Raw genomic sequence first — 19,442 nt, forward strand, 5'->3', positions numbered from 1 at the left:
CACTCCATCTGTTTGAGGAACGCGTGTATGCAACGCAAGAAACCATCGGTCGTTGAATCGGCCTTGACCCCCGGGCTGAGGACGGCGTGCTCGGTCCTTGCCTTGACGGTCTGTCTGAGCGCCGTCAGCGCCCAGGCCGCCGACCAGGGCGCGCGCCGCCATGCCCGCGGCGCCTACGACACTGTCACCGCCACCTACGCGGTGGTCGACGGCGACGAGATCGATGTCATCAGCGAGCGTTTCGAGATCCCGGTCGCGGATCTGAAGGCGCAGAACAAGCTGTCTTCAGACGCGGTCAGGAAGGGGCAGAAGCTGGTCATCGGCACCGCCACCGAGGCGGCCCCTGTTGCGCACAGCGTCGCGACCGCGGGCGACGGGAAGAAGCCCAACATCCTCTTCATCATGGGCGACGACATCGGCATTATGAACGTCGGCGCCTATCACCGCGGGCTGATGGTTGGAGAGACGCCCAATATCGACCGCATCGGTCGGGAGGGCGCGCTGTTCCAGACCTATTACGCGGAACAGAGCTGCACGGCTGGACGCACGGCCTTTTTCACCGGCATGCACCCGCTGCGGGCGGGCATGGTGATGCCCCAACTGCCGGGTGCCACGAGCTCCCTGCTGCCCGACACGCCGGCGCTGGCCAAATTCCTGCACGATCTCGGGTACAACACCGGCGAGTTCGGCAAGAATCACTTAGGCGACAAAACGGCCTCGCTGCCGACGGCGCATGGCTTCCAGGAGTTCTGGGGCTACCTCTATCACTTGGATGCGATGCAGGGGGTGAGCTTCCCCGACATCAACAAATCCCCAACCGATCAGACGGTCGTGCCGCCCTGTAAGAACAGCCCGGTCCCCGTGCTCGCCGACCCGCCCGGCGCGGTCGATCCGCGGACCACCCTCTGCCTGACCCCGCCGCGGCCCATCATCGCCTGCAAGTCGTCCGACGGAACGGAAAAGAACCAGAGCTGCAAGGATGAAGGGCCCCTGACGCTGGAGCGATCGAAGACCGTCGACGAGGAGATCTCGACCAAGGTGATCGACTATCTGGAGCGTAACGACCCCAAGAAGACCGGGAAGCCCTTCTTCGTCTGGTACAACCCGGCGCGTATGCACATCACCACCATGCTCTCGCCCAAGTACGAGGCGATGCTGGGCGAGCAGGGCGGCAAGGACTGGGGCATCAACGAAGTCGGCATGAAGCAACTCGACGACAATATCGGCTATGTCCTGAAGAAACTAGAGGAGATGGGCGAGCTCGATAACACCATCGTCGTCTTCACCACCGACAACGGTGCCGAGGCCATCACCTACCCGGACGGCGGCGTCACGCCCTTCCGGGGCGGTAAGCTCACGACCTGGGAAGGCGGAATGCGCGCCCCGCTCGTGGTGCGGTGGCCGGGACACATCAAGCCCGGGACGGTCAACGACCAGATCGTCTCCGCGCTCGACTGGCTGCCGACCTTCGTGGATATCGCGGGCGGCCCCAAGGGGGACGGACTGAAAAAGCAGATCGAGGCCGGCAAGTACCCCGGTATCGTCAAGACGACGCTCGACGGCGTCGACCAGCGCGACTATCTGGAAGGCAAGGGCGACTCGGCACGCGACTACTTCTTCTATTACACCGGCGTGCATCCGTCCGCGGTGCGCTACAAGAACTGGAAGTTCTACTACACGATGGCACCCTCGTCGTCGACCGGCGGCCTGACGGGCGTCGTGACCTATCACTGGACCCAGGTCAACAACATCAAGCGCGATCCCTTCGAGCAGGCGGTCGCCGAGGATCAGAAGACCCTCCTGGGCTATGGGGGCGCCCTGGCCGCGCCGAGCACGGCCTATATCTATGACTGGAACCTGCTGCCCATCGGGCAATTGATGTGGCTGAAGGAACTGGAGACCTACCGGGCGTTTCCGCCGCTGCAAACGCCGGCGAGCTACAACCTTGATCAGGTGATCGAGGCGATGAAGGAGGCAAAGCACATCAGCCACGCGGGGGAATAGTCGCAGGCAGTGCCTGGCACCTCGGGGATTGGGCGGCCCGCACGGGTCGCCCGCTGTCACCTATAGCGGAGAGACCACCGATGAAACCCATACCCACCCTGGCCGCGTTCACGCGCCTCTTGGCATTGGGCGCTCTGCTCCTCCTGGCAGCCCGCGCCCAAGCGGCGACCGATCCGCTACCCTCGTGGAACGATGGCCCCGCTAAACAGGCCATCGTTGCCTTCGTGAATGAGACCACCGACCAGTCGAGTGCGACGTTCGTGTCGCCCGCGCAGCGCATCGCCACCTTCGACCAGGATGGCACCCTGTGGGTCTCGCACCCGATCTACACGCAGGTGATGTATTGCCTGGATCAAGTCCCCAAGCTGGTCGAGAAAAAACCCCCGTTGCGCGAGATCGAGCCGTTCAAGACCGTCTTATCCGGCGACCGTGAGGCCATCGCGAGCCTCCCGATGAAGGACCTCGAAACGATTCTTGCCGCGACGCTGACCGGCATGTCGACCGACGCGTTCCAGGCCGAGGTGAAGGCGTGGCTCGCCAAGGCCCGCGACCCACGCTGGCATCGACCCTTCACCGCGTTGACCTACCAGCCGATGCAGGAGCTTCTGCACTACCTGCGCGATCATGGCTACAAGACCTTCATCGTCACCGGCGGCGGTCAGGACTTTGTGCGCGTCTATTCCGATGCGGTCTACGGCATCCCTCCGGAACAGGTCGTGGGCAGCGCCGGTGTGACCAAATACGAATACGACAAAGACGGCAGGCCGTTCCTGATCAAGGAGCCCAAGCTCCTGCTCAACGACGACCATGCCGGCAAGCCCGAGGGCATTCATCTCATGATCGGCCAGCGTCCCCATGCCGCCTTCGGCAACTCCACCGGCGACCGCCAGATGCTGGAATACACCAAGGCCGGTGACGGGGCGCGGCTATCCATGCTCGTGTTGCACGACGACGCCGCGCGCGAATATGCCTATGGCCCGGCGCAAGGGCTGCCTGATACCAAGGTCGGCAGCTTCAGTCAGGCGCTGTATGACGAGGCGACGCAGGCGGGCTGGACGGTCATCAGCATCAAGAACGATTGGAAACGCGTCTTCGTTTTTGATCAATAACGCCGGGGGGCAAGCAATATCAGGCCTACCAGCAATTGCGCCATTACTATCCGAAGGACACGACCCAATCGACGATAACACCGAATATACACAAGAGCGACAGTTGGGTGGTTGGCGGGTTCGGTATTGGCGAGCGCGCTGTTTTCGACCGCGCCGACGCTGGCCGAGACGATCAGAGTGTGTGGGTCATGAGCCCCCGCTCGCCCAGGGTGTCGTGCGCCAAGTCCAACAGGTGCCGATGGTGGGTGAAGAGCAGCACCTGGCCACCCGCGGCGAACCGGGCGAGCGCCGCCAGACACTGGGCGGCACGCGTGTCGTCCGAGGTCACCAGGACATCGTCCAGAATCAGCGGCAGTTGGGGGTGGGAGCCGCGCCGCAGTTCCAGCGCCGCCAGGCGCAGGGCCAGATAGAGCTGATCGGCGGTCCCCTCGCTCAGTGCCTCCACCCCCAGCGCGACGGCATCGTCCCGCACGGCGCGCAGCACCGCGCGCTCACTGCCCTCGTCCGCCACCAACCGGACATAACGGCCGCCAGTCATGAGTGAAAAATAGGTCGAGGCCAAGGCGACCATGGGCGCCTGGGCGCGCTCGCGGAACTGCTCCAAGGCCTGCGCGAGCAGCGCGTGGGCGAGCTTGAGTTGCGCCCACGGCCGGATGGCACCGCGGTAGCGGGCGGCGGCGGACTCCATCGCCTCGCGCGCACGCGCCGCCCGATCCGAGGCGTCGATGGCCTCCAGCGCCTGGCGCGCCGCAACCTCGGCCTGACGGGCCTTGGCCTGCTCCCGTTCCAGGCGTGCAATCTCGCCCTGGCAACGCTCGCGCTCCGCGTCGATGGCCATGCCGTCCTGGTCGTTCAGGTCCGCACGCAGTGCTGCCTCGGGCCGCGGTGAGGCCAGGGCCAATTGCTCGCGCTGACGCTCCAGGGCAGCGCGCACCAGGCGTTTGCGCGCGGCGCTGTCCTCGATCGCCGGCAGTTGCGCGACCTGCGCTGCGCCGGCCAGGTTACACAGACGTTGTAGAACGGCGGTCTGGGCATCCTGTTCGGCGGCCGCCCGCTGCCGGGTCTCCAGTGCCCGGGCGCGCTCGCGGGTGAGCGTGAGCCTGTGCTGGTCCTGGGTGCGGGAGTCGGCGAGCCGCTGTTTGAGGCGCTCGGCCGTGTCCTCCGGGAGCCCCGGCGCGGCCTCGCCCAAGACGGCCGCCAGTCCGGCCGCCTGGGCCGCGAAGTCGTCCACCTGCGCTAAGTGTTCGGATTGGCGCCGCTGCGCCTCCGCGAGCTCGGCGGACTGGCGCCCCAGGGCATCCAACTCGTCGAGCCGGGCCTTCAGCGCCGCGGGGGGACTGCCCGGGGCCAGTCGCAGCCGTCCATACCAGACCTGCACCGCCGCCAGGTGCCCAGCGAGTTCAGCCACAGCCGGTTGGATCGACCCAGCCACCTTGTCCGCTTCCAACTGGCGCTGGCGTGCCGCCTTGAGTCGACTCTCGTGCTGCGCCTCGGCCTTGGTCGCGCCCCGCTCCCAGACCGCGGCGCGCTGGATCAGTGCAGCGAGCTCGGCACCCAGGACGCTCTCGCCAGCGGACTGAAGGGCCGCGGCCAGGGCCGTGCGGGCGCCGTCCAGATCGGCTCGCCACTGCGCGCGCTCGGTGCGCGCCTGCGCCAGCCGCTCGGCACCCTCCAGCGCGCTCTGGCGCATCGCCTGCCACTCCAGCAGTGCATCGGGGTCCAGGTCCGGCAACTGGGCACGCACCAGGCGTGCCGACCAGTCAGCGAGCAGTGCCTGCCGCTGCCCGCCGAGCACACCCAGTTCCGCGGCGATCGCCTGGCGCCGCTGCTGCATGTCACTGAGCCGCCCGACGCATTCTTCATAGGTCGCCGCACGCGCCGCGTCGGCGCGCAGCAGGTCGGCCTGGCGGTCGGCCTGCTCCTGGGCGGACTCGAAGGCCTCCGGCAGCGGCCGCTCGGGGTCGAAGACCGGACCCAGCACGCCGGGCTGCGCGCTGCGCTCGATATAGGCGCGGCGGATCAGCCCCCACCCCTGGTCGCGGCGCTCGCGGGCCTGACGCAGGGTCGCGGCGGTGACCACCTCACCGGCGGCGGCCAGGGTCGCTTGGCGCCGCCGCTGCACGTCCATATCCTGGATCAGTCGGCGGTCCTCCTCGCGCAGCGCGGACTCCGCCTGGTCGAGCCCGATCCGCTCCGCACGGGCCGCCGCGATGGCGGTCGTGAGCTGCGGACGGGCCTGCCGCAGGGCGTCGACGCTGCCCGCGCCGAGATCGGCCAGGGCCTGGGTGAGGTGGGCACTGAGCCCGGCAATGCCCTGATCCAGATCGGCGCCGCGCCGATGCGTGTCACCCAGCCCCTGGGCCTGGCGCAAGGCCAACCCCAGCGCCTCGCGGGTCTGGGCGTCCGGCGGGGGCGGCCCCTGCTCCTGTGGCCCGGCCTGCGCCAGTTCGGCCGCCCGCTCGCGCAGGCTGGCCAGGCGTTCGCCCAAGAGCGCAATGGCCCCCAGGTGGCCGTCCAGGGTGATACGGTCGGCCGCCGCGGGCGCCGCCTTGACCAGGTCGGCCGGCGACTCGCCCGGGGCAATCTGCTCGGCCCGCGCGGCGAGCTCCTGGGCGATCTGCGCCGCACGCGCCCCCTGTCGGCGCGCCTCGACCCGGCCCTGCGCCGTGCTCTCCAACCGGGCGGCCAGGCGCTCGATGGCCTGGGCGTGTTCCAGCAGGGGCGCCTCGATCTTGAGGCCAGCCAGGGCATCGGCACAGCGCTTGAGCTCAAGCTCGGCGCCCCGCAGGTCCTCGCTGGCGCGCCCGAGCGCCTGCTCGGCGGCCAAGCGCTCCTCCCGGGCGTGCTCGGGGAGGTCGGGGACCTGGCCCAGGGCGGTCAGTTCGTCCGCCGCCCGGTCGTGGTCGCGCAACAGCGGGGCGACGGTGCGCAGTTCGGTCAGGGTGTTCTCGCGCCGACGCTGGGTCAAGAGTGCCTGGTCGATGGCGGCCAGGGAGTCGCACGCGCCATCGTGCGTACGCTTGAGCGACTGCCAGTCGGCGGGCTTGGTCAGCGCCTGTTTCCAGGCATGTCGTTGCTCATCGAGTTGCCGCTTCGCCTCGTTCATGACGGCGTTCACGGAGCGGGGGCTGTAATACTCCTTGGCGTCCGCCTCCAGGCCAGCCAGGACGGCCCTGATGTCGCGGGTGCCGGCGCTGGCCTCGAACAGCGCCGCCCCCAATTCGCCCTCGCCCTTCAATAGTCGGTCGCCGCCGGCGCGCAGGCGTTCGTGGTTGAGGCCGAACATCGACTCGAAGTCGGCCCGGGTGAGACCGCCGGTGAGCGCCAGTTCCAGTTCCGATCCGGCCTCGGCCGGCTCGCCCGGGGCATCGGCCGCAGGGTCGAAACGCGACAGGGTCGCACGGTTGCCCTTGCGGCGCAGCAGCCCAAGGGTGCGTCCGGCATCGTCAACAAAGACCCCGGCGATACGCAGTTGCTTGTATGGATGGATGAATCCGTCCGGGCTTTGCGCCGGGATGCCGAAGCGCAGGTCGGTCATTGCGCGCAGCGCCGAGGACTTGCCGGCCTCGTTGGGGCCATAGATCAGGTGCAGATTGGCGGGCGTGCCGGTGAAATCGATGACGCAGTCGGTGAATGGGCCGAAGGCATGCAGCCGCAGTTGCACGAGTCTCATGGTTGCGCCCCCGCCAGCCGGGCCAACACGGTTGCCTCGGCCGCGCGCAGCAGCTCGTGCAGATCGGCGCCACGATCGAGCCGCGGGACCTCCTCGCCCGTCACCTCCGGCGGCAGTGCATTGAGTAGGCCGCCCAATTGCGCCTGCGCCAGCTCGGCCAGTGCGGCCGGGTCGGCATGCAGCGCATCGACCAGCCGGACCAATTCGCCCATCGCATCCTCCCGCCGGGCAATCCGGTCGCGGTCCAGGGGCGGGGTCAGGTCCAGGCGGACCTGTTCGATCCAGACCTCGGCCGCGGCCACGTCCTGGGCGGCGGCCCGGATGGCGGCGTCCAGGGTGCCGGGGCGGTCGGCCTCCAACGCATAGAGCCCGGTGCAGCCGGTGAGCGTCACACGCACGGCATGCAGCAGGTCACCGGCGCCCGCCAAGCGGGGGGCCAGCGCCTCGCGGAAGGCTGCGCCCACGGACTCCAACCCCTCCATGCCCGTCAGGTCCAGCGTAAGCCGATGCCAGCGCACCAGGTCCAGCGGCACGAATTCGGCGGCGATATGCCCCGCCTCCACCCGCACCAGCTCGCAGCCCTTGGTGCCGGTCTCATTCGCATGGCGCCCCTGGAGATTGCCGGGGTAGAGGATCCGCGGGGTTTCCAGCACCTGCTCGCGGCAATGGACATGGCCCAAGGCCCAGTAGTCGTAGCCCTTGGCGACCAGGGTGTCGACGGTGGTGGGAGCATAGGTGTCGTGGCCGGGCCGCCCGCTCAGGCTGGTGTGCAGCAGGCCGATGTTGAAGAGCCCCGGCACGGCCTCCGGATAGCTGGGCACCAGGTCCGCATCCTCGGCCCGCTCACGGAAGCTGCGCCCGTGGATCGCCACCCCTAGTGCGTCCAGGCGCTCGGTATGGGCGCCGCGACTCTTAAACACCATCACATTGGGCGGCAGCGTCAGTTGACGCGAGATGACTCCCTGGGCATCGTGATTGCCCTGGACCATGAAGACCCGGATGCCGGCCCGATCCAATCGGACGAGCTGTTCGCGAAAAAAGAGCCCGGTGTGGAAGTCCTGCCAATCGCCGTCATAGATGTCTCCGGCGAGCAACACAAAGTCCACCGGTTCAGCCAGGGCCAGGTCGATCAGTCGCTCCAGTGCGCCGCGGGTGGCGGTGCGCAGACGCTCCAGCGGGGCGCCCGCATAGCGCGTCAAGCCCCGCAAGGGGCTGTCGAGGTGGAGGTCGGCGGCGTGGATAAAGCGCATGGGTTCAGCCTGAGCACCAGCCCCTAATGGCCCGGCTGAGGATAGGTTCGGTCGAGCAGGTCCGGATAGACCGACCGCCAGAAGCCGCACCGGTGCGCCTGGCCCGCGTCGAACCAGCCGGTCTTATAGGGCTCCAGCCGCAAGACCGCGTCTGCGTCTGCAAAGGGCGTCCACTGCGGGACGCCGACCGCCGACGGGGTTCCGGTACGGGCAAAGCTGGTCCAATAGGCCATCATCTGTGCAGCCAGCGCCTGCTGCGATTGAGTCAGCGGGGCGGCGTCGCGTTTCATGGTATTGGAGAAGCCGGGGAACTGATAGGGCAACTCGGACGAATGCACCGCGCCCATCGCAATCCCCGGGTTGGCCACCACGTCGGGTGGATTGGGATCGGCAAACTCGTATTCATAGACAGGGACGTATTGAGCGGCCAGTTGCGCCGTGCGCAGATAGATACAGTGGTTGAGCCCAACCGACGGATTGAAGTCGGACTGCATGGACCCGAGCTGGGACGCCGCGGACACGCGATTGTCCAATGGATATTGGGCAGCGACGCGCTCGCTGCGCTCGCCATAGGTCTGCGCCAGGCGTGCGGCGAAATTGTCGCGGGTCGTCAATTGGCCGGCGATCAGCTCATAGGCGACATACAGTCGCTGCTCCTGGGTATTGCCGCCCTGGATCATGGGCACCCGGACGAACCGGCCGGTGGCCAGCGCCTCGTCCCCTTGCAGTGGCTGCGAGCGGGTCCCGTAGACGGGGGCGAAGGCCAAGAGGTCAGTGCCCGCCGCCGCGGTCCCGGCCGCAAGCAGGTCGGCCACCGGCTGCTGGCGCAGGCAGGCGAGCACACCATCGCCCGTACAGCCGCGGATCTCAGCCACCCGCCGGCCGACGCTCTGGGCCGCCACGTCGACGTGACGCAGCCGGTGCGTACAACCGCCGCTCTGGATAATCGCCTTGTGAAACAGTCCCTGGGTCTGTTCCGGCGCCATCAAGTGCATGCACACGCTGGACGCGCCCGCGGATTCGCCGGCGATGGTGACATTGTCCGGATCGCCCCCAAAGGCCGCAATGTTGCGTTGGACCCAGCGCAACGCGGCGCGTTGATCCAACAGACCATAGGCCCCGTCGGTGTCGGGATCGAATGCCGGGTGGGGCATGAAACCGAAGACCCCGAGACGGTAGTTCATCGACACCACCACCGCGTCACCCGTCTTGGCCAGTGCGCTGAGGTCGTAGAGCCCGCTGGACCCGCCGACGAAGGCGCCGCCGTGAATCCACACGATGACGGGCCGTCGACCCGCCGGGACCTGTCCGCCGGGCGCGGGCGTCGTGACGTTGAGATACAGACAGTCCTCGTCGGTACTGTCCTCAGGAATGCCATAGCGCGCCGCCTGGGGACAGAGCCCGCGATAGCGCGTGGCGTCGAGCACGCCCGACCAGGGCGCGAGCGCCTGCGGCGGCGCCCACCGCCGCTCGCCCACCGGGGGTGCCGCGAAGGGGATACCCTTGAATTCGCGGACGCCGGCGCCGATGGTCCCCGCCACGGCGCCCGTATCGGTCACGACCACCGACGGGTCCGCCGGGACCGCGCCGGGGTCTTGCGCATGCGCACCGAGGATTCCAGTCAACAGCAAACACGCCGCCAAGGCCGTCTGGGCCGCTCGACTTAAACCGGATGGGTCATGCATATCGGGACTCCTGGGGCATCGAAGTTGCCGCCTAGTCTACGCCGACGACAACAGACAATGCCCCTAAGGTCAGCGCGATTGGTAGTGGCGGGTTAAAAAAGCTGCCCCGCCATGGGCATCCCCGGGTGGACGGTCGTGCCGACCGCCCCCCTCACTCCGGTGGCTGCGTGAGCACTGACCCCGGGCCTGCACCCTCGCCCCAGGTCTCGAGGTGCCAACCCTCGCCGTCGCAATGGAACCAATTGAGCGACCCATTGGGAATCCTGAAATCGCGCGGCGCGCTCAACACCCGGCCGGTGGCGCGGCGATAGACCACGTCGAGCACACCGCTGTGGCACATCACGGCGACCGTCTGCCCGCGGTGTTGCAGCACCAGCCAGTCGATCCCCGCGGTCACGCGCGCGGCGAAGCGGCACAGTGACTCCCCGGTCTCAAAGTCGTATTCGGGATCGCGCGCCAGGTAGTGTAGATAGGCGCCCGGATAGCGCTCGGCCCCCTGTGCTGCGGTGAGGCCCTGGAAGATGCCGAAATGGCGCTCGCGCAATTGGGGCAGCAACCGCACGGCATGACCTTCGCGGTGCGCCAGCACCTGCGCGGTCTCGGTCGCCCGGGCCAGGTCGCTGCTGTAGATCGCGTGGAAGCGCTGGTGCGCCAGCTTGAGGGCCAACGCCTGGGCCTGCGCGCCCCCGGCGGCGTTGAGCGGGATATCGGTATGACCCTGGATGCGCCCTTGCGCATTCCACTCGGTCTCACCGTGGCGGATGATGCAGAGACGCGTCGGGACCGGTTGGGAAGGCCGCGTGGACATGGCGATTTTGGTGGGCAAGTGTAAGGCTTTGCTGGGCGGACGGCTATGACCGCCATGCAGTGTTGCCACCCCCTCCGGCTGAAGCCTCGACTGTTGCATGCAGGTCGCGCAGCGACCTCGTGGGAGCGGCTTCAGCCGCGACGGGGCGCGGCACTGCCGCGCGTCGCGGCTGAAGCCGCTCCCACGGTGGACGATTTGCGGCGACTAATCCTCCGGCCGCATGTGCGGGAAGAGCAGGACATCGCGAATGGAGGGCGAGTCGGTAAAGAGCATCACCAACCGGTCGATGCCGATGCCCTCCCCCGCCGTGGGCGGCAGGCCATATTCCAGGGCGCGGATGTAGTCGGCGTCATAGAACATGGCCTCGTCATCGCCGGCATCCTTTTGCGCCACCTGTTCGCGGAAGCGCTCGGCTTGGTCCTCGGCGTCGTTCAGCTCGGAGAAGCCATTGGCGATCTCGCGTCCGCCGATGAAGAACTCGAAGCGGTCGGTTACCAGCGGGTTCTGGTCATTACGACGCGCCAGCGGTGAGACCTCGGTGGGATATTCGGTGATGAAGGTGGGGGCAATGAGCTGGTGCTCGCCGGTCTGCTCGAAGATCTCGATATGGATGCGGCCAAGCCCCCAGTCGTCCTTGGGCTTAATCCCTAAGGTCGCGGCGCTGCGGCGAGCGGCGTCCAGGTCGTCGATGTCCGCCGGCGTAAACTGCGGGTTGAAGCGCAGGACCGCCTCGCGCACCGTCAGCCGTTCGAAGGGCTGGCCGAAGTCGAAGGCAGTGCCCTGGTAATTGAAGGTGGTGCTACCGATGACCGTCTCGGCCATGCCGCGCAGCAGGTCTTCGGTGAGATCCATCAGGTCGCGGTAATCGGCATAGGCCTGATAGAACTCCAGCATGGTGAATTCGGGGTTGTGCCGGGTCGACAGCCCCTCATTGCGGAAGTTGCGGTTGATCTCATAGACCCGCTCGAAACCGCCGACCACCAGCCGCTTGAGATACAACTCCGGCGCAATCCGCAGATACAGCTTCATGTCGAGCGCGTTGTGATGGGTGACGAAGGGACGCGCAACGGCGCCACCCGGGATCACGTGCATCATCGGCGTCTCGACCTCAAGGAAGGCACGCTCATTGAGATAGCCGCGGATATAGGCGATGATAGCAATGCGGGTGCGGAAGGTAGCGCGGGTGGACTCATTGACGATCAGGTCGACATAGCGCTGGCGGTAGCGGGTCTCCATATCCGCCAGCCCATGCCACTTCTCAGGCAACGGCCGCAGGGCCTTGGTGAGCAGGCGAATGGATTCGCAACGCACCGACAGCTCGCCGGTCTTGGTCTTGAACAGGGTGCCTTCACAGCCGACGATATCGCCGATGTCGAGCTCGTGCTTATAGCCGGCATAGGCCACTTCGCCAAGCGCCTCACGGGTCACGAAGAGCTGGATACGCCCGGACATATCCTGCAGGTGCGAAAAACTCGCCTTGCCCATCACCCGGCGGCTCATCAGCCGACCGGCCACGGCGACCCGCACCGGCGTATCATTCGCGGCCCCGGCCGGCCAATACTCATACTCGGCATGGAGATCAGCGGCCAGCGCATCGCGCCGAAAATCGTTCGGGAAGGCCTCACCGCTGGCCCGCAACGCGGTGAGCTTCTCGCGCCGCTGGGCGATCAGCTTGTTGTCGTCCTGGCCGTGCTCCGCCGCGAGCGCCGCGGTTGCCGCTGCGTCAATTTCCTCATGCATCGCCACTCACTCCGTCCGGTTACAGGCCGCTCTTCAGGCTTGCTTCAATAAAGGGATCGAGATTGCCATCGAGCACCCCTTGGGTGTTGGCAATCTCCACATTGGTGCGCAGGTCCTTGATCCGGGACTGATCCAGCACATAGGAGCGGATCTGGCTACCCCAGCCGATATCGGACTTGCTGTCCTCGACGATCTGCTGGGCGGCGCGCCGCTTCTGCATCTCGAACTCGTAGAGCTTGGCCTTGAGCTGCTTCATGGCCTGGTCCTTGTTCTTGTGCTGCGAGCGCTCGTTTTGGCACTGGACCACGATGTTGGTCGGGTTGTGGGTGATGCGTACGGCGGACTCGGTGCGGTTGACGTGCTGGCCGCCGGCCCCGCTTGCCCGGTAGACGTCGATGCGCAGGTCCGCCGGGTTGATCTCCACCTCCACCGTGTCGTCGATCTCCGGGGAGACGAACACCGACGCAAAGGAGGTGTGACGGCGGTTGCCGGAGTCGAAGGGCGACTTGCGCACCAAACGATGGACGCCGATCTCGGTCCGCAGCCAGCCGAAGCAATACTCCCCTTGGAAGTGGATGGTGGCGGACTTGATGCCGGCCACCTCGCCCTCGGAAACCTCCAGCAGTTCAGTCTTGAAGCCGCGCCGCTCGCCCCAACGCAGGTACATACGCAGCAGCATCTCGGCCCAGTCCTGGGCCTCGGTCCCGCCGGAGCCGGCCTGGATGTCGACATAGGCGTTCTTGTCATCCATGGGGTTTGAGAACATGCGACGGAACTCAAGGCCAGCCACCCGCACCTCACAGCGGTCCAGGTCGCGGAGCAGGTCGGTCGCGGTCGCCTCGTCGTCTTCCTCGGCGGCCAGGGCCAACAGGTCATCGGCATCGGTTAGGGCGGCCTCCATGTCGTCCACGGTCAGCACGACCGCCTCCAGGGCTGCGCGCTCCCGGCCGAGGGTCTGGGCGCGCTCGGGATCGTTCCAGACCTGGGGGTCGGCGAGCTCGCCCAAGACCTCAGTCAGCCGCTCCTGGCGTTCCGCGTAGTCAAAGATACCCCCTAAGGGACGCTACGCGCCCCTTCAGGTCATTGATCTGGTGGGCGATCGGGTTGATGTCGAGCATGATTCACTCCGGTGGGTCGAACCGCTAAGTATACGTGCAGCGAGTGGTTTCGCGCCACGGAAAGCGCCAACACTAAACCGACAGAGTGCCACGGTCGGCTATACTCAGTCCCATGCCAATCAACCGTATCCGACCCTAATCATGGCACGCCTACCTCGCTTTGTCCTACCCGGCTTCCCCCAGAACGTGATCCAACGCGGCAACAATCGCCAGCAGATCCTGTTCAAGGAGGAGGACTACTGGTTTCTGCGGGAGAAGATCGGCACTGCCGCGGCGAAATTTGACTGTAAAATTCACGCCTATGTCTTGATGCCCAACCATTTTCATCTACTCCTGACCCCGTTGAGCGAGGACGGCATCGGCAAGATGATGCAGTATGTCGGGCGCTACTATGTCCAGTATTTCAACGAAGGCAACGACCGCACGGGCACCCTGTGGGAGGGCCGCTATCGCGCCACCCTGCTCGACCCCGCCGACTGGCTGATCCCGGTCAGCCAGTATGTGGAGAACAACCCGGTGCGCGCCGGACTGGTCAGCGACCCCGCCGACTACCCCTGGTCCAGTTTCGCGGCCAACGCCAACGGCGCCGAGGACCCCATGGTAACCCCACACGCCGCCTATGAGCGCTTGGGCCGCAGCCCGAAAACGCGCCAGGCGGCCTACGCCAAGGGGTTCAAGACACCCCTGGACGAGCCCAGATTGACCCGCATCCGCGACGCGACCAACAAGGCCTGGGTGCTCGGCGATCCCGCCTTCTGCAACCTGGTGGAGGAGCGGTTGAACCGGCGCGCCACCCCCCGGGCACGCGGCGGCGACCGGCGCTCCGCCGCTTACCGGGAGGCCGCCGGGCGCGCCTGAGCGAGCCCGGGGAACCGCGTCATGACACCCGAGGCGATCGCCGCCGTCTTCCACCTCTATGACGTGCCCCTGTGGCTGGTTACCGCCAGTCACGCCGGCCGCCGGGGCGGTCTGATCGCCACCTCGGCGGTACGCGCGTCCATCGTCGCCGAGTTGCCGCGGATGCTGATCGCCATCGCCCGGCAGCACCACACCTGGGGCCTCATCGAGGCCAGCGGGCGCTTTGCACTGCATCTGCTGGCGGAGTCCGATCTGGACGCGGTCTGGCGCTTCGGTCTCCAGAGCGGTCATCAGGTCGAGAAGTTCGCGGACCTGCCGACGCTCAACACGCCCGACGGCAACCCCCGCTACCCCGGTTGCGCGGCCTGGCTCGACTGCCGGGTGGAGGAGCGTCTGGAGATCGGCGACCGCAGCGTCTATCTGGCCCAGGTCACCGGGGGCGAGGTGTGCGGCGAGGCACCGGTGCTTGGCGTCGCGGACCTGCTGCGCGCCGCCCCGCCAGCGCAGCGCGCAACGCTCGATCGACTCTATGCCGTGGATGCCGCCAGCGACGCCGCCGCCATCCGCGCCTGGCGCCAGGCCAAGGGATCACCGTGAGAGTCGCGCCGGGAGCGCGCTCCAATCCCCCCGCTTTTTTGTGGGGCGGGGTGGGGGAGCGCCCGGCATGAAGCGGTCGATTACGCGACGGTCGCGATGATCTCGCCGACTAGACTCAATCGACCAACTGCCCCGTAAGCACCCGCTCGAAGGTCAAGCCCCCGCCGGCAAAGCCGACCTCGATCAGGTCGCCGGGGCCGAATTTACCGGCCAGGATCTCCTGCGCCAGGGGATTCTCCAACTGGTCGCGGATGGCGCGCCGCAGGGGGCGCGCACCATAGACGGGATCGAACCCCGCCACCCCCAGGTGGTCCAGGGCCGCCTCGCTGAAGTTCAACTTCATATCCCGCTCGGCCAGACGGTGCTGGAGATATTGGACCTGAATCCCGGCAATCGCGCGGATCTGGGTGGCGTCCAGTGAATGGAAGACCACGATCTCGTCTAGCCGGTTGATGAACTCGGGTCGAAAGGCGTGACGCACGATCTCCATCACCGCCTCCTTCATCCCGGCATAGTTGGCCTCGCCCGCCCGCTGCTGGATGATGTCGGAGCCCAGGTTACTGGTCATCACGATCACCGTATTGCGGAAATCCACGGTACGACCATGGCCGTCGGTCAGCCGCCCATCGTCCAGCACCTGCAACAGCACATTGAATACATCCGGGTGGGCCTTCTCCACCTCATCCAAGAGGATGGCGCTATAGGGGCGGCGGCGCACCGCCTCGGTGAGATAGCCGCCCTCTTCATAGCCCACATAGCCGGGCGGTGCGCCGATGAGCCGTGCCACCGAGTGCTTCTCCATGAACTCGGACATATCGATTCGCACCATCGCCTCCTCGGTGTCGAAGAGGAACGTGGCCAGGGCCTTGCACAGCTCGGTCTTGCCCACGCCCGTCGGACCCAGGAACAGGAATGAACCGATCGGCCGGTTGGGGTCCGAGAGTCCGGCCCGGGAACGACGGATGGCATCGCTCACCGCCCGCACCGCCTCCCCCTGCCCCACCACCCGCTTGCCCAGTTCCTCCTCCATGCGCAGGAGCTTGGCGCGTTCACCCTCCAGCATCCGCGAGACCGGGATGCCGGTCCATTTGGAGACGATGTCCGCGACCTCCTCTTCGGTGACCTTATTGCGCAGCAAGCGGGGCTCACCCTGCTCGGCCTGTTCCAGCTCGGCGGCGCCGGCCAATTGCTTCTCCAGCTCAGGGATGCGCCCATAGGCCAGTTCGGACATGCGGGCCAGGTCGCCGGCGCGACGCGCCGTCTCCATCTCGATACGCGCCCGGTCGAGTTCTTCCTTGATATGGGCGTTACCCTGGACCGCCGCCTTCTCGGACTTCCAGATCTCATTCAGATCCGCGAACTCACGCTCCAGCCGTTCGACCTGGCCTTCCAGGTCCGCCAGGCGTTTCTTGGAGGCCTCGTCATGCTCCTTCTTGAGTGCCTCACGCTCGATCTTTAGCTGGATCAGCCGACGATCCAGCTTATCCATCTCCTCCGGCATGGAGTCGATCTCCATGCGTATCTGCGAGGCGGCCTCGTCGATCAGGTCGATCGCCTTATCCGGCAACTGGCGATCCGCGATATAGCGGTGCGAGAGTGTCGCCGCGGCCACAATGGCGGGGTCGGTGATCTCCACCGCGTGGTGGACCTCATAGCGTTCCTTAAGACCTCGCAGAATGGCGATGGTGTCCTCGACATTGGGCTCTTCCACCAGGACCTTTTGAAAGCGCCGCTCCAGTGCGGCGTCCTTCTCGACATATTGGCGGTACTCATCGAGCGTGGTGGCGCCGATGCAATGCAATTCGCCGCGGGCCAGCGCGGGCTTGAGCATATTCCCCGCATCCATGGCGCCCTCGGCCTTACCGGCGCCGACCATGGTATGCAATTCATCGATAAAGAGGATGATGTTGCCTTCCTGGCGGGAGACGTCGTTGAGTACGGCCTTGAGCCGTTCCTCGAACTCGCCCCGGAATTTGGCCCCGGCAATCAGACCGGCCATATCGAGCGACAGCAGGCGCTTATTCTTGAGCCCCTCGGGCACCTCGCCGTTGACGATCCGTTGCGCGAGCCCCTCCACGATGGCCGTCTTGCCCACCCCGGGCTCGCCGATCAGCACCGGGTTGTTCTTGGTCCGCCGTCCCAGCACCTGAATAGTCCGGCGGATCTCGTCGTCCCGACCGATCACCGGGTCTAGCTTGCCCTGCTCGGCCCGCTCGGTCAGGTCGATGGTGTATTTTTCGAGCGCCTGGCGCTGCTCCTCGGCGTTCGGGTCATTGACCGCCTGACCGCCACGTACCGCAGAAATTGCCTTCTCAATCGCCCCCTTGCTGGCACCCGCCTCGCGCAGGGCAGTGCCGAGTACGCCCTTATCCTCCAAGGCTGCCAGGACGAAGAGTTCGGATGAAATATATTGATCGCCGCGCTGCTGCGCCAGCTTGTCGGTGTGATTGAGCAGCCGGTTGAGATCGTTGCCGACATGGACATCGCCAGCCGCCCCCCCCTGCACCGTCGCCAACCGATCCAGTGCCTCACCCAGGGTGGAGCGCAGCCGGTTGGCGTTCACATCCGCCTGCACCAGGAGGTGGCGTACCGTGCCGCCCTCCTGATCCAGCAGGGCCGTCATCAGATGAATGGGCTCGATGAACTGATGATCGCGCCCCACCGCCAGGCTCTGGGCGTCCGCCAGCGCCATCTGAAATTTCGCCGTCAGTTTATCCATGCGCATCGACTGTCTCCGGAGCTTTAACCTGAAAAGAATCTCTGTCCGCAAATGAACGCAAAAAACGCAAAAAAAACGTCCGCAAATCAACGCGAATCAACGCGAAGAGACGGCCTGGGCGTCGAGCGTGCCGACTCGACGCTCCAGGCCGGGCGGCCCTTATTTGGGCGTCTCGATCGTGGCCGTCTTCTTTAATTCCTGCACCTTGGCCATGACCTGTTCCTTGGTTTGCACATCCTTCAGATACTGTTCGATCTTACCCTTGACCTGATCGAATGGCAGGACACCGGCCGCGGTCTTACCCGTCGTCTTGATGATGTGATAGCCAAACTGAGTCTCAACGACACCGCTCACTTCACCCGGCTTGAGGGTAAAGGCGACATCCTCGAACGGTTTGACCGTCTGGCCCCGAGCGAGCTCACCCAAATCGCCACCCTGTGGGGCACTGGGGCAACTGGACTCTTTCTTGGCCAGTTCGGCAAAGTCGGCACCGCCAGTGACCTGCTTAAGGATACCCTCGGCCTTCTCTTTCGCCTTCTGCTTCTCTTCGGGCGTGGCCTTGGGATCGACCCCGATTAGTATATGGCTGGCATGGATTGATTCAGGCGTCTTGAACTTGTCAAGATTCTCGTCATAGAACTTCTTCGCCTGCTCTTCGGTGATCGTGATCTTGGAAGAGACCTCCTTCTCGATGTATGAGCTGATCACGACATCGCGCTGCATAAAGTCCTTGAGGTCCTGCTCCGTGATCCCGTTGGCGACGAGTGCCTTATCAAACTCTTCGGGGCTGGGGAACTGGGCCTTGGCCGCCGCCAGTTGATCCTCGACCTTCTTGTCGAGGTCGGCGGGCGACTCCTTCTTGGCCGCCTGATACAGCAGTTCCTCAGAGATCATCTGGTTGAGCGCCGCCTCCTCCATCTTCTTTTTCTGGGCGGGGTCTGTGGGGGCCTGCGTGTGGGACTGACCCAGCAGCGCCTCGGTGGCACGGTCCAGTTCGGCTCGGGTAATCGCCGCGCCGTTGACCGTAACTATGACCTGGGCGGGGTCAGCGGCAGGCGCCGCCGGCGCGGCGGGTGCGGCAGGCGCCGCGGCAGGGGCCGCAACCGCCTCCTTAGGCGGCGCATCGGCGGCAGCGGCGATGCCTGCGCCGCTCAGGGTCGCCGTCAAGGCGGTCACTGCAATCAATCCGGTGGTGGAACGCATGCGGGAAATCTCCATGGCAAGGGGCATTGGTAAACCATAACTATAACAATCTTAGATGACCGGGCGAAAGCTGTTTTTTCATTCCCAGTCATCCCCATCGGCGGCGCCAACACGTTGACAGGCTTAGTGGTGTCTGACCAAAGGGTCGCATTGGCAGACCAGAACCGATCGCACTCGCTCCCGGCGCCAGCCGCTCCGACATTGTTTCGCAGACCGCGCACGACCGCGGCGCCTAAGTCCCCGCGGCAGGCGGCGAAACCTGCCGCGGGATGCCGGCAGCCGAGGACGGCCGCAACGCAAATCCACGAGCCAGATAAATGGCGATGGTTGACAAGAAAACAATCGCGATCCTGGGTGCCACCGGCGCCCAAGGCGGCGGCTTGGTCCGGGCGATCCTGGACGATCCACACAGACCGACTGCAAGACTTCCGCAGGAGTCTGCCATGGCCAACTGCTTCCTCTGCCACCGCAAGTCCGACGCCGCACTGGTCGAGCGCCTCGCCGTCGAGCTGCGCAACGCCGGCCATCAGGTCTGGTTCGACGAATGGGAGATCGGCATCGGCGGGTTCAAGGCTTGCTCAGGGCCATGCGATGAGTGTCAAGGTCTTGATCGCCCACGCCAAGATGCATTCCCACGCGGAGCGTGGGAACGAGTAGCAAGCAACCATTGAGAGGCAA

The 19,442-nt window shown here is 66.0% G+C and carries 13 protein-coding genes; 5 read left to right on the forward strand and 8 right to left on the reverse strand.

Going from position 1 to position 19,442, the window contains the following annotated elements:
- Positions 1–27: 27 nt before the first annotated feature.
- Both QZX93_RS06240 and QZX93_RS06245 read left to right on the forward strand, forming a co-directional pair.
- Entirely contained in the window at positions 28–2,004 is a 1,977-nt protein-coding gene (locus QZX93_RS06240; RefSeq protein WP_295393124.1) for a sulfatase-like hydrolase/transferase, read from the forward strand.
- Between the two features lie 80 nt (positions 2,005–2,084).
- The gene (locus QZX93_RS06245) at positions 2,085–3,113 is read left to right on the forward strand and encodes an HAD family hydrolase (RefSeq protein ID WP_295393125.1); all 1,029 of its coding nucleotides are present in this window, start codon (positions 2,085–2,087) and stop codon (positions 3,111–3,113) included.
- 172 nt (positions 3,114–3,285) lie between these two features.
- Here the strand turns inward: QZX93_RS06245 and QZX93_RS06250 are convergent, their stop codons facing one another.
- The 6 genes from QZX93_RS06250 to prfB form a co-directional block, all read right to left on the reverse strand.
- Positions 3,286–6,786: a YhaN family protein gene (locus QZX93_RS06250; protein ID WP_295393126.1), complete on the reverse strand. Its 3,501-nt coding sequence runs from the start codon at positions 6,784–6,786 to the stop codon at positions 3,286–3,288.
- Positions 6,783–8,036, reverse strand: coding sequence for a DNA repair exonuclease (locus tag QZX93_RS06255; RefSeq protein WP_295393127.1), 1,254 nt, complete (start codon positions 8,034–8,036; stop codon positions 6,783–6,785). The genes QZX93_RS06250 and QZX93_RS06255 overlap by 4 nt, the downstream gene beginning before the upstream one ends.
- 23 nt (positions 8,037–8,059) lie before the next feature.
- The gene (locus QZX93_RS06260) at positions 8,060–9,721 is read right to left on the reverse strand and encodes a carboxylesterase family protein (protein ID WP_295393128.1); all 1,662 of its coding nucleotides are present in this window, start codon (positions 9,719–9,721) and stop codon (positions 8,060–8,062) included.
- Between the two features lie 151 nt (positions 9,722–9,872).
- Entirely contained in the window at positions 9,873–10,529 is a 657-nt protein-coding gene (locus tag QZX93_RS06265) for a histidine phosphatase family protein (RefSeq protein WP_295393129.1), read from the reverse strand.
- Positions 10,530–10,733: 204 nt separating this feature from the next.
- Entirely contained in the window at positions 10,734–12,269 is a 1,536-nt protein-coding gene (lysS, locus tag QZX93_RS06270) for a lysine--tRNA ligase (protein WP_295393130.1), read from the reverse strand.
- Positions 12,270–12,288: 19 nt separating this feature from the next.
- Positions 12,289–13,387 (reverse strand): peptide chain release factor 2 gene (gene prfB, locus QZX93_RS06275; RefSeq protein WP_295393131.1). Its coding sequence is split into 2 segments (ribosomal slippage): positions 12,289–13,311 and positions 13,313–13,387, totalling 1,098 coding nucleotides; the frame shifts between segments, so codons are not numbered across the junction.
- A 141-nt stretch (positions 13,388–13,528) separates the two neighbouring features.
- Between prfB and QZX93_RS06280 the strand changes: the two genes are divergently transcribed.
- A complete protein-coding gene (locus QZX93_RS06280) occupies positions 13,529–14,245 on the forward strand; it encodes a transposase (RefSeq protein ID WP_295393132.1) in 717 nt (238 codons plus the stop codon).
- Positions 14,246–14,266: 21 nt separating this feature from the next.
- Positions 14,267–14,842 carry a flavin reductase family protein gene (locus tag QZX93_RS06285; RefSeq protein WP_295393133.1) on the forward strand — a complete coding sequence of 192 codons (576 nt, stop codon included), beginning with the start codon at positions 14,267–14,269 and terminating at the stop codon, positions 14,840–14,842.
- Between the two features lie 115 nt (positions 14,843–14,957).
- On the opposite strand, the gene clpB is transcribed toward QZX93_RS06285, so the two are convergent.
- Positions 14,958–17,567 (reverse strand): ATP-dependent chaperone ClpB, encoded by a 2,610-nt coding sequence (gene clpB / locus QZX93_RS06290; protein ID WP_295393134.1) that lies wholly within the window; start codon positions 17,565–17,567, stop codon positions 14,958–14,960.
- A gap of 153 nt (positions 17,568–17,720) precedes the next feature.
- Positions 17,721–18,764, reverse strand: a complete 1,044-nt coding sequence (locus QZX93_RS06295) for a peptidylprolyl isomerase (RefSeq protein WP_295393135.1) — start codon at positions 18,762–18,764, stop codon at positions 17,721–17,723.
- A gap of 317 nt (positions 18,765–19,081) precedes the next feature.
- On the opposite strand from QZX93_RS06295, the gene QZX93_RS06300 reads away from it, so the two are divergent.
- Positions 19,082–19,435, forward strand: coding sequence for a TIR domain-containing protein (locus tag QZX93_RS06300; protein ID WP_295393136.1), 354 nt, complete (start codon positions 19,082–19,084; stop codon positions 19,433–19,435).
- The last annotated feature ends 7 nt before the right edge of the window (positions 19,436–19,442 follow it).

The organism is uncultured Thiodictyon sp., from assembly GCF_903946935.1.
GTDB lineage: Bacteria > Pseudomonadota > Gammaproteobacteria > Chromatiales > Chromatiaceae > Thiodictyon.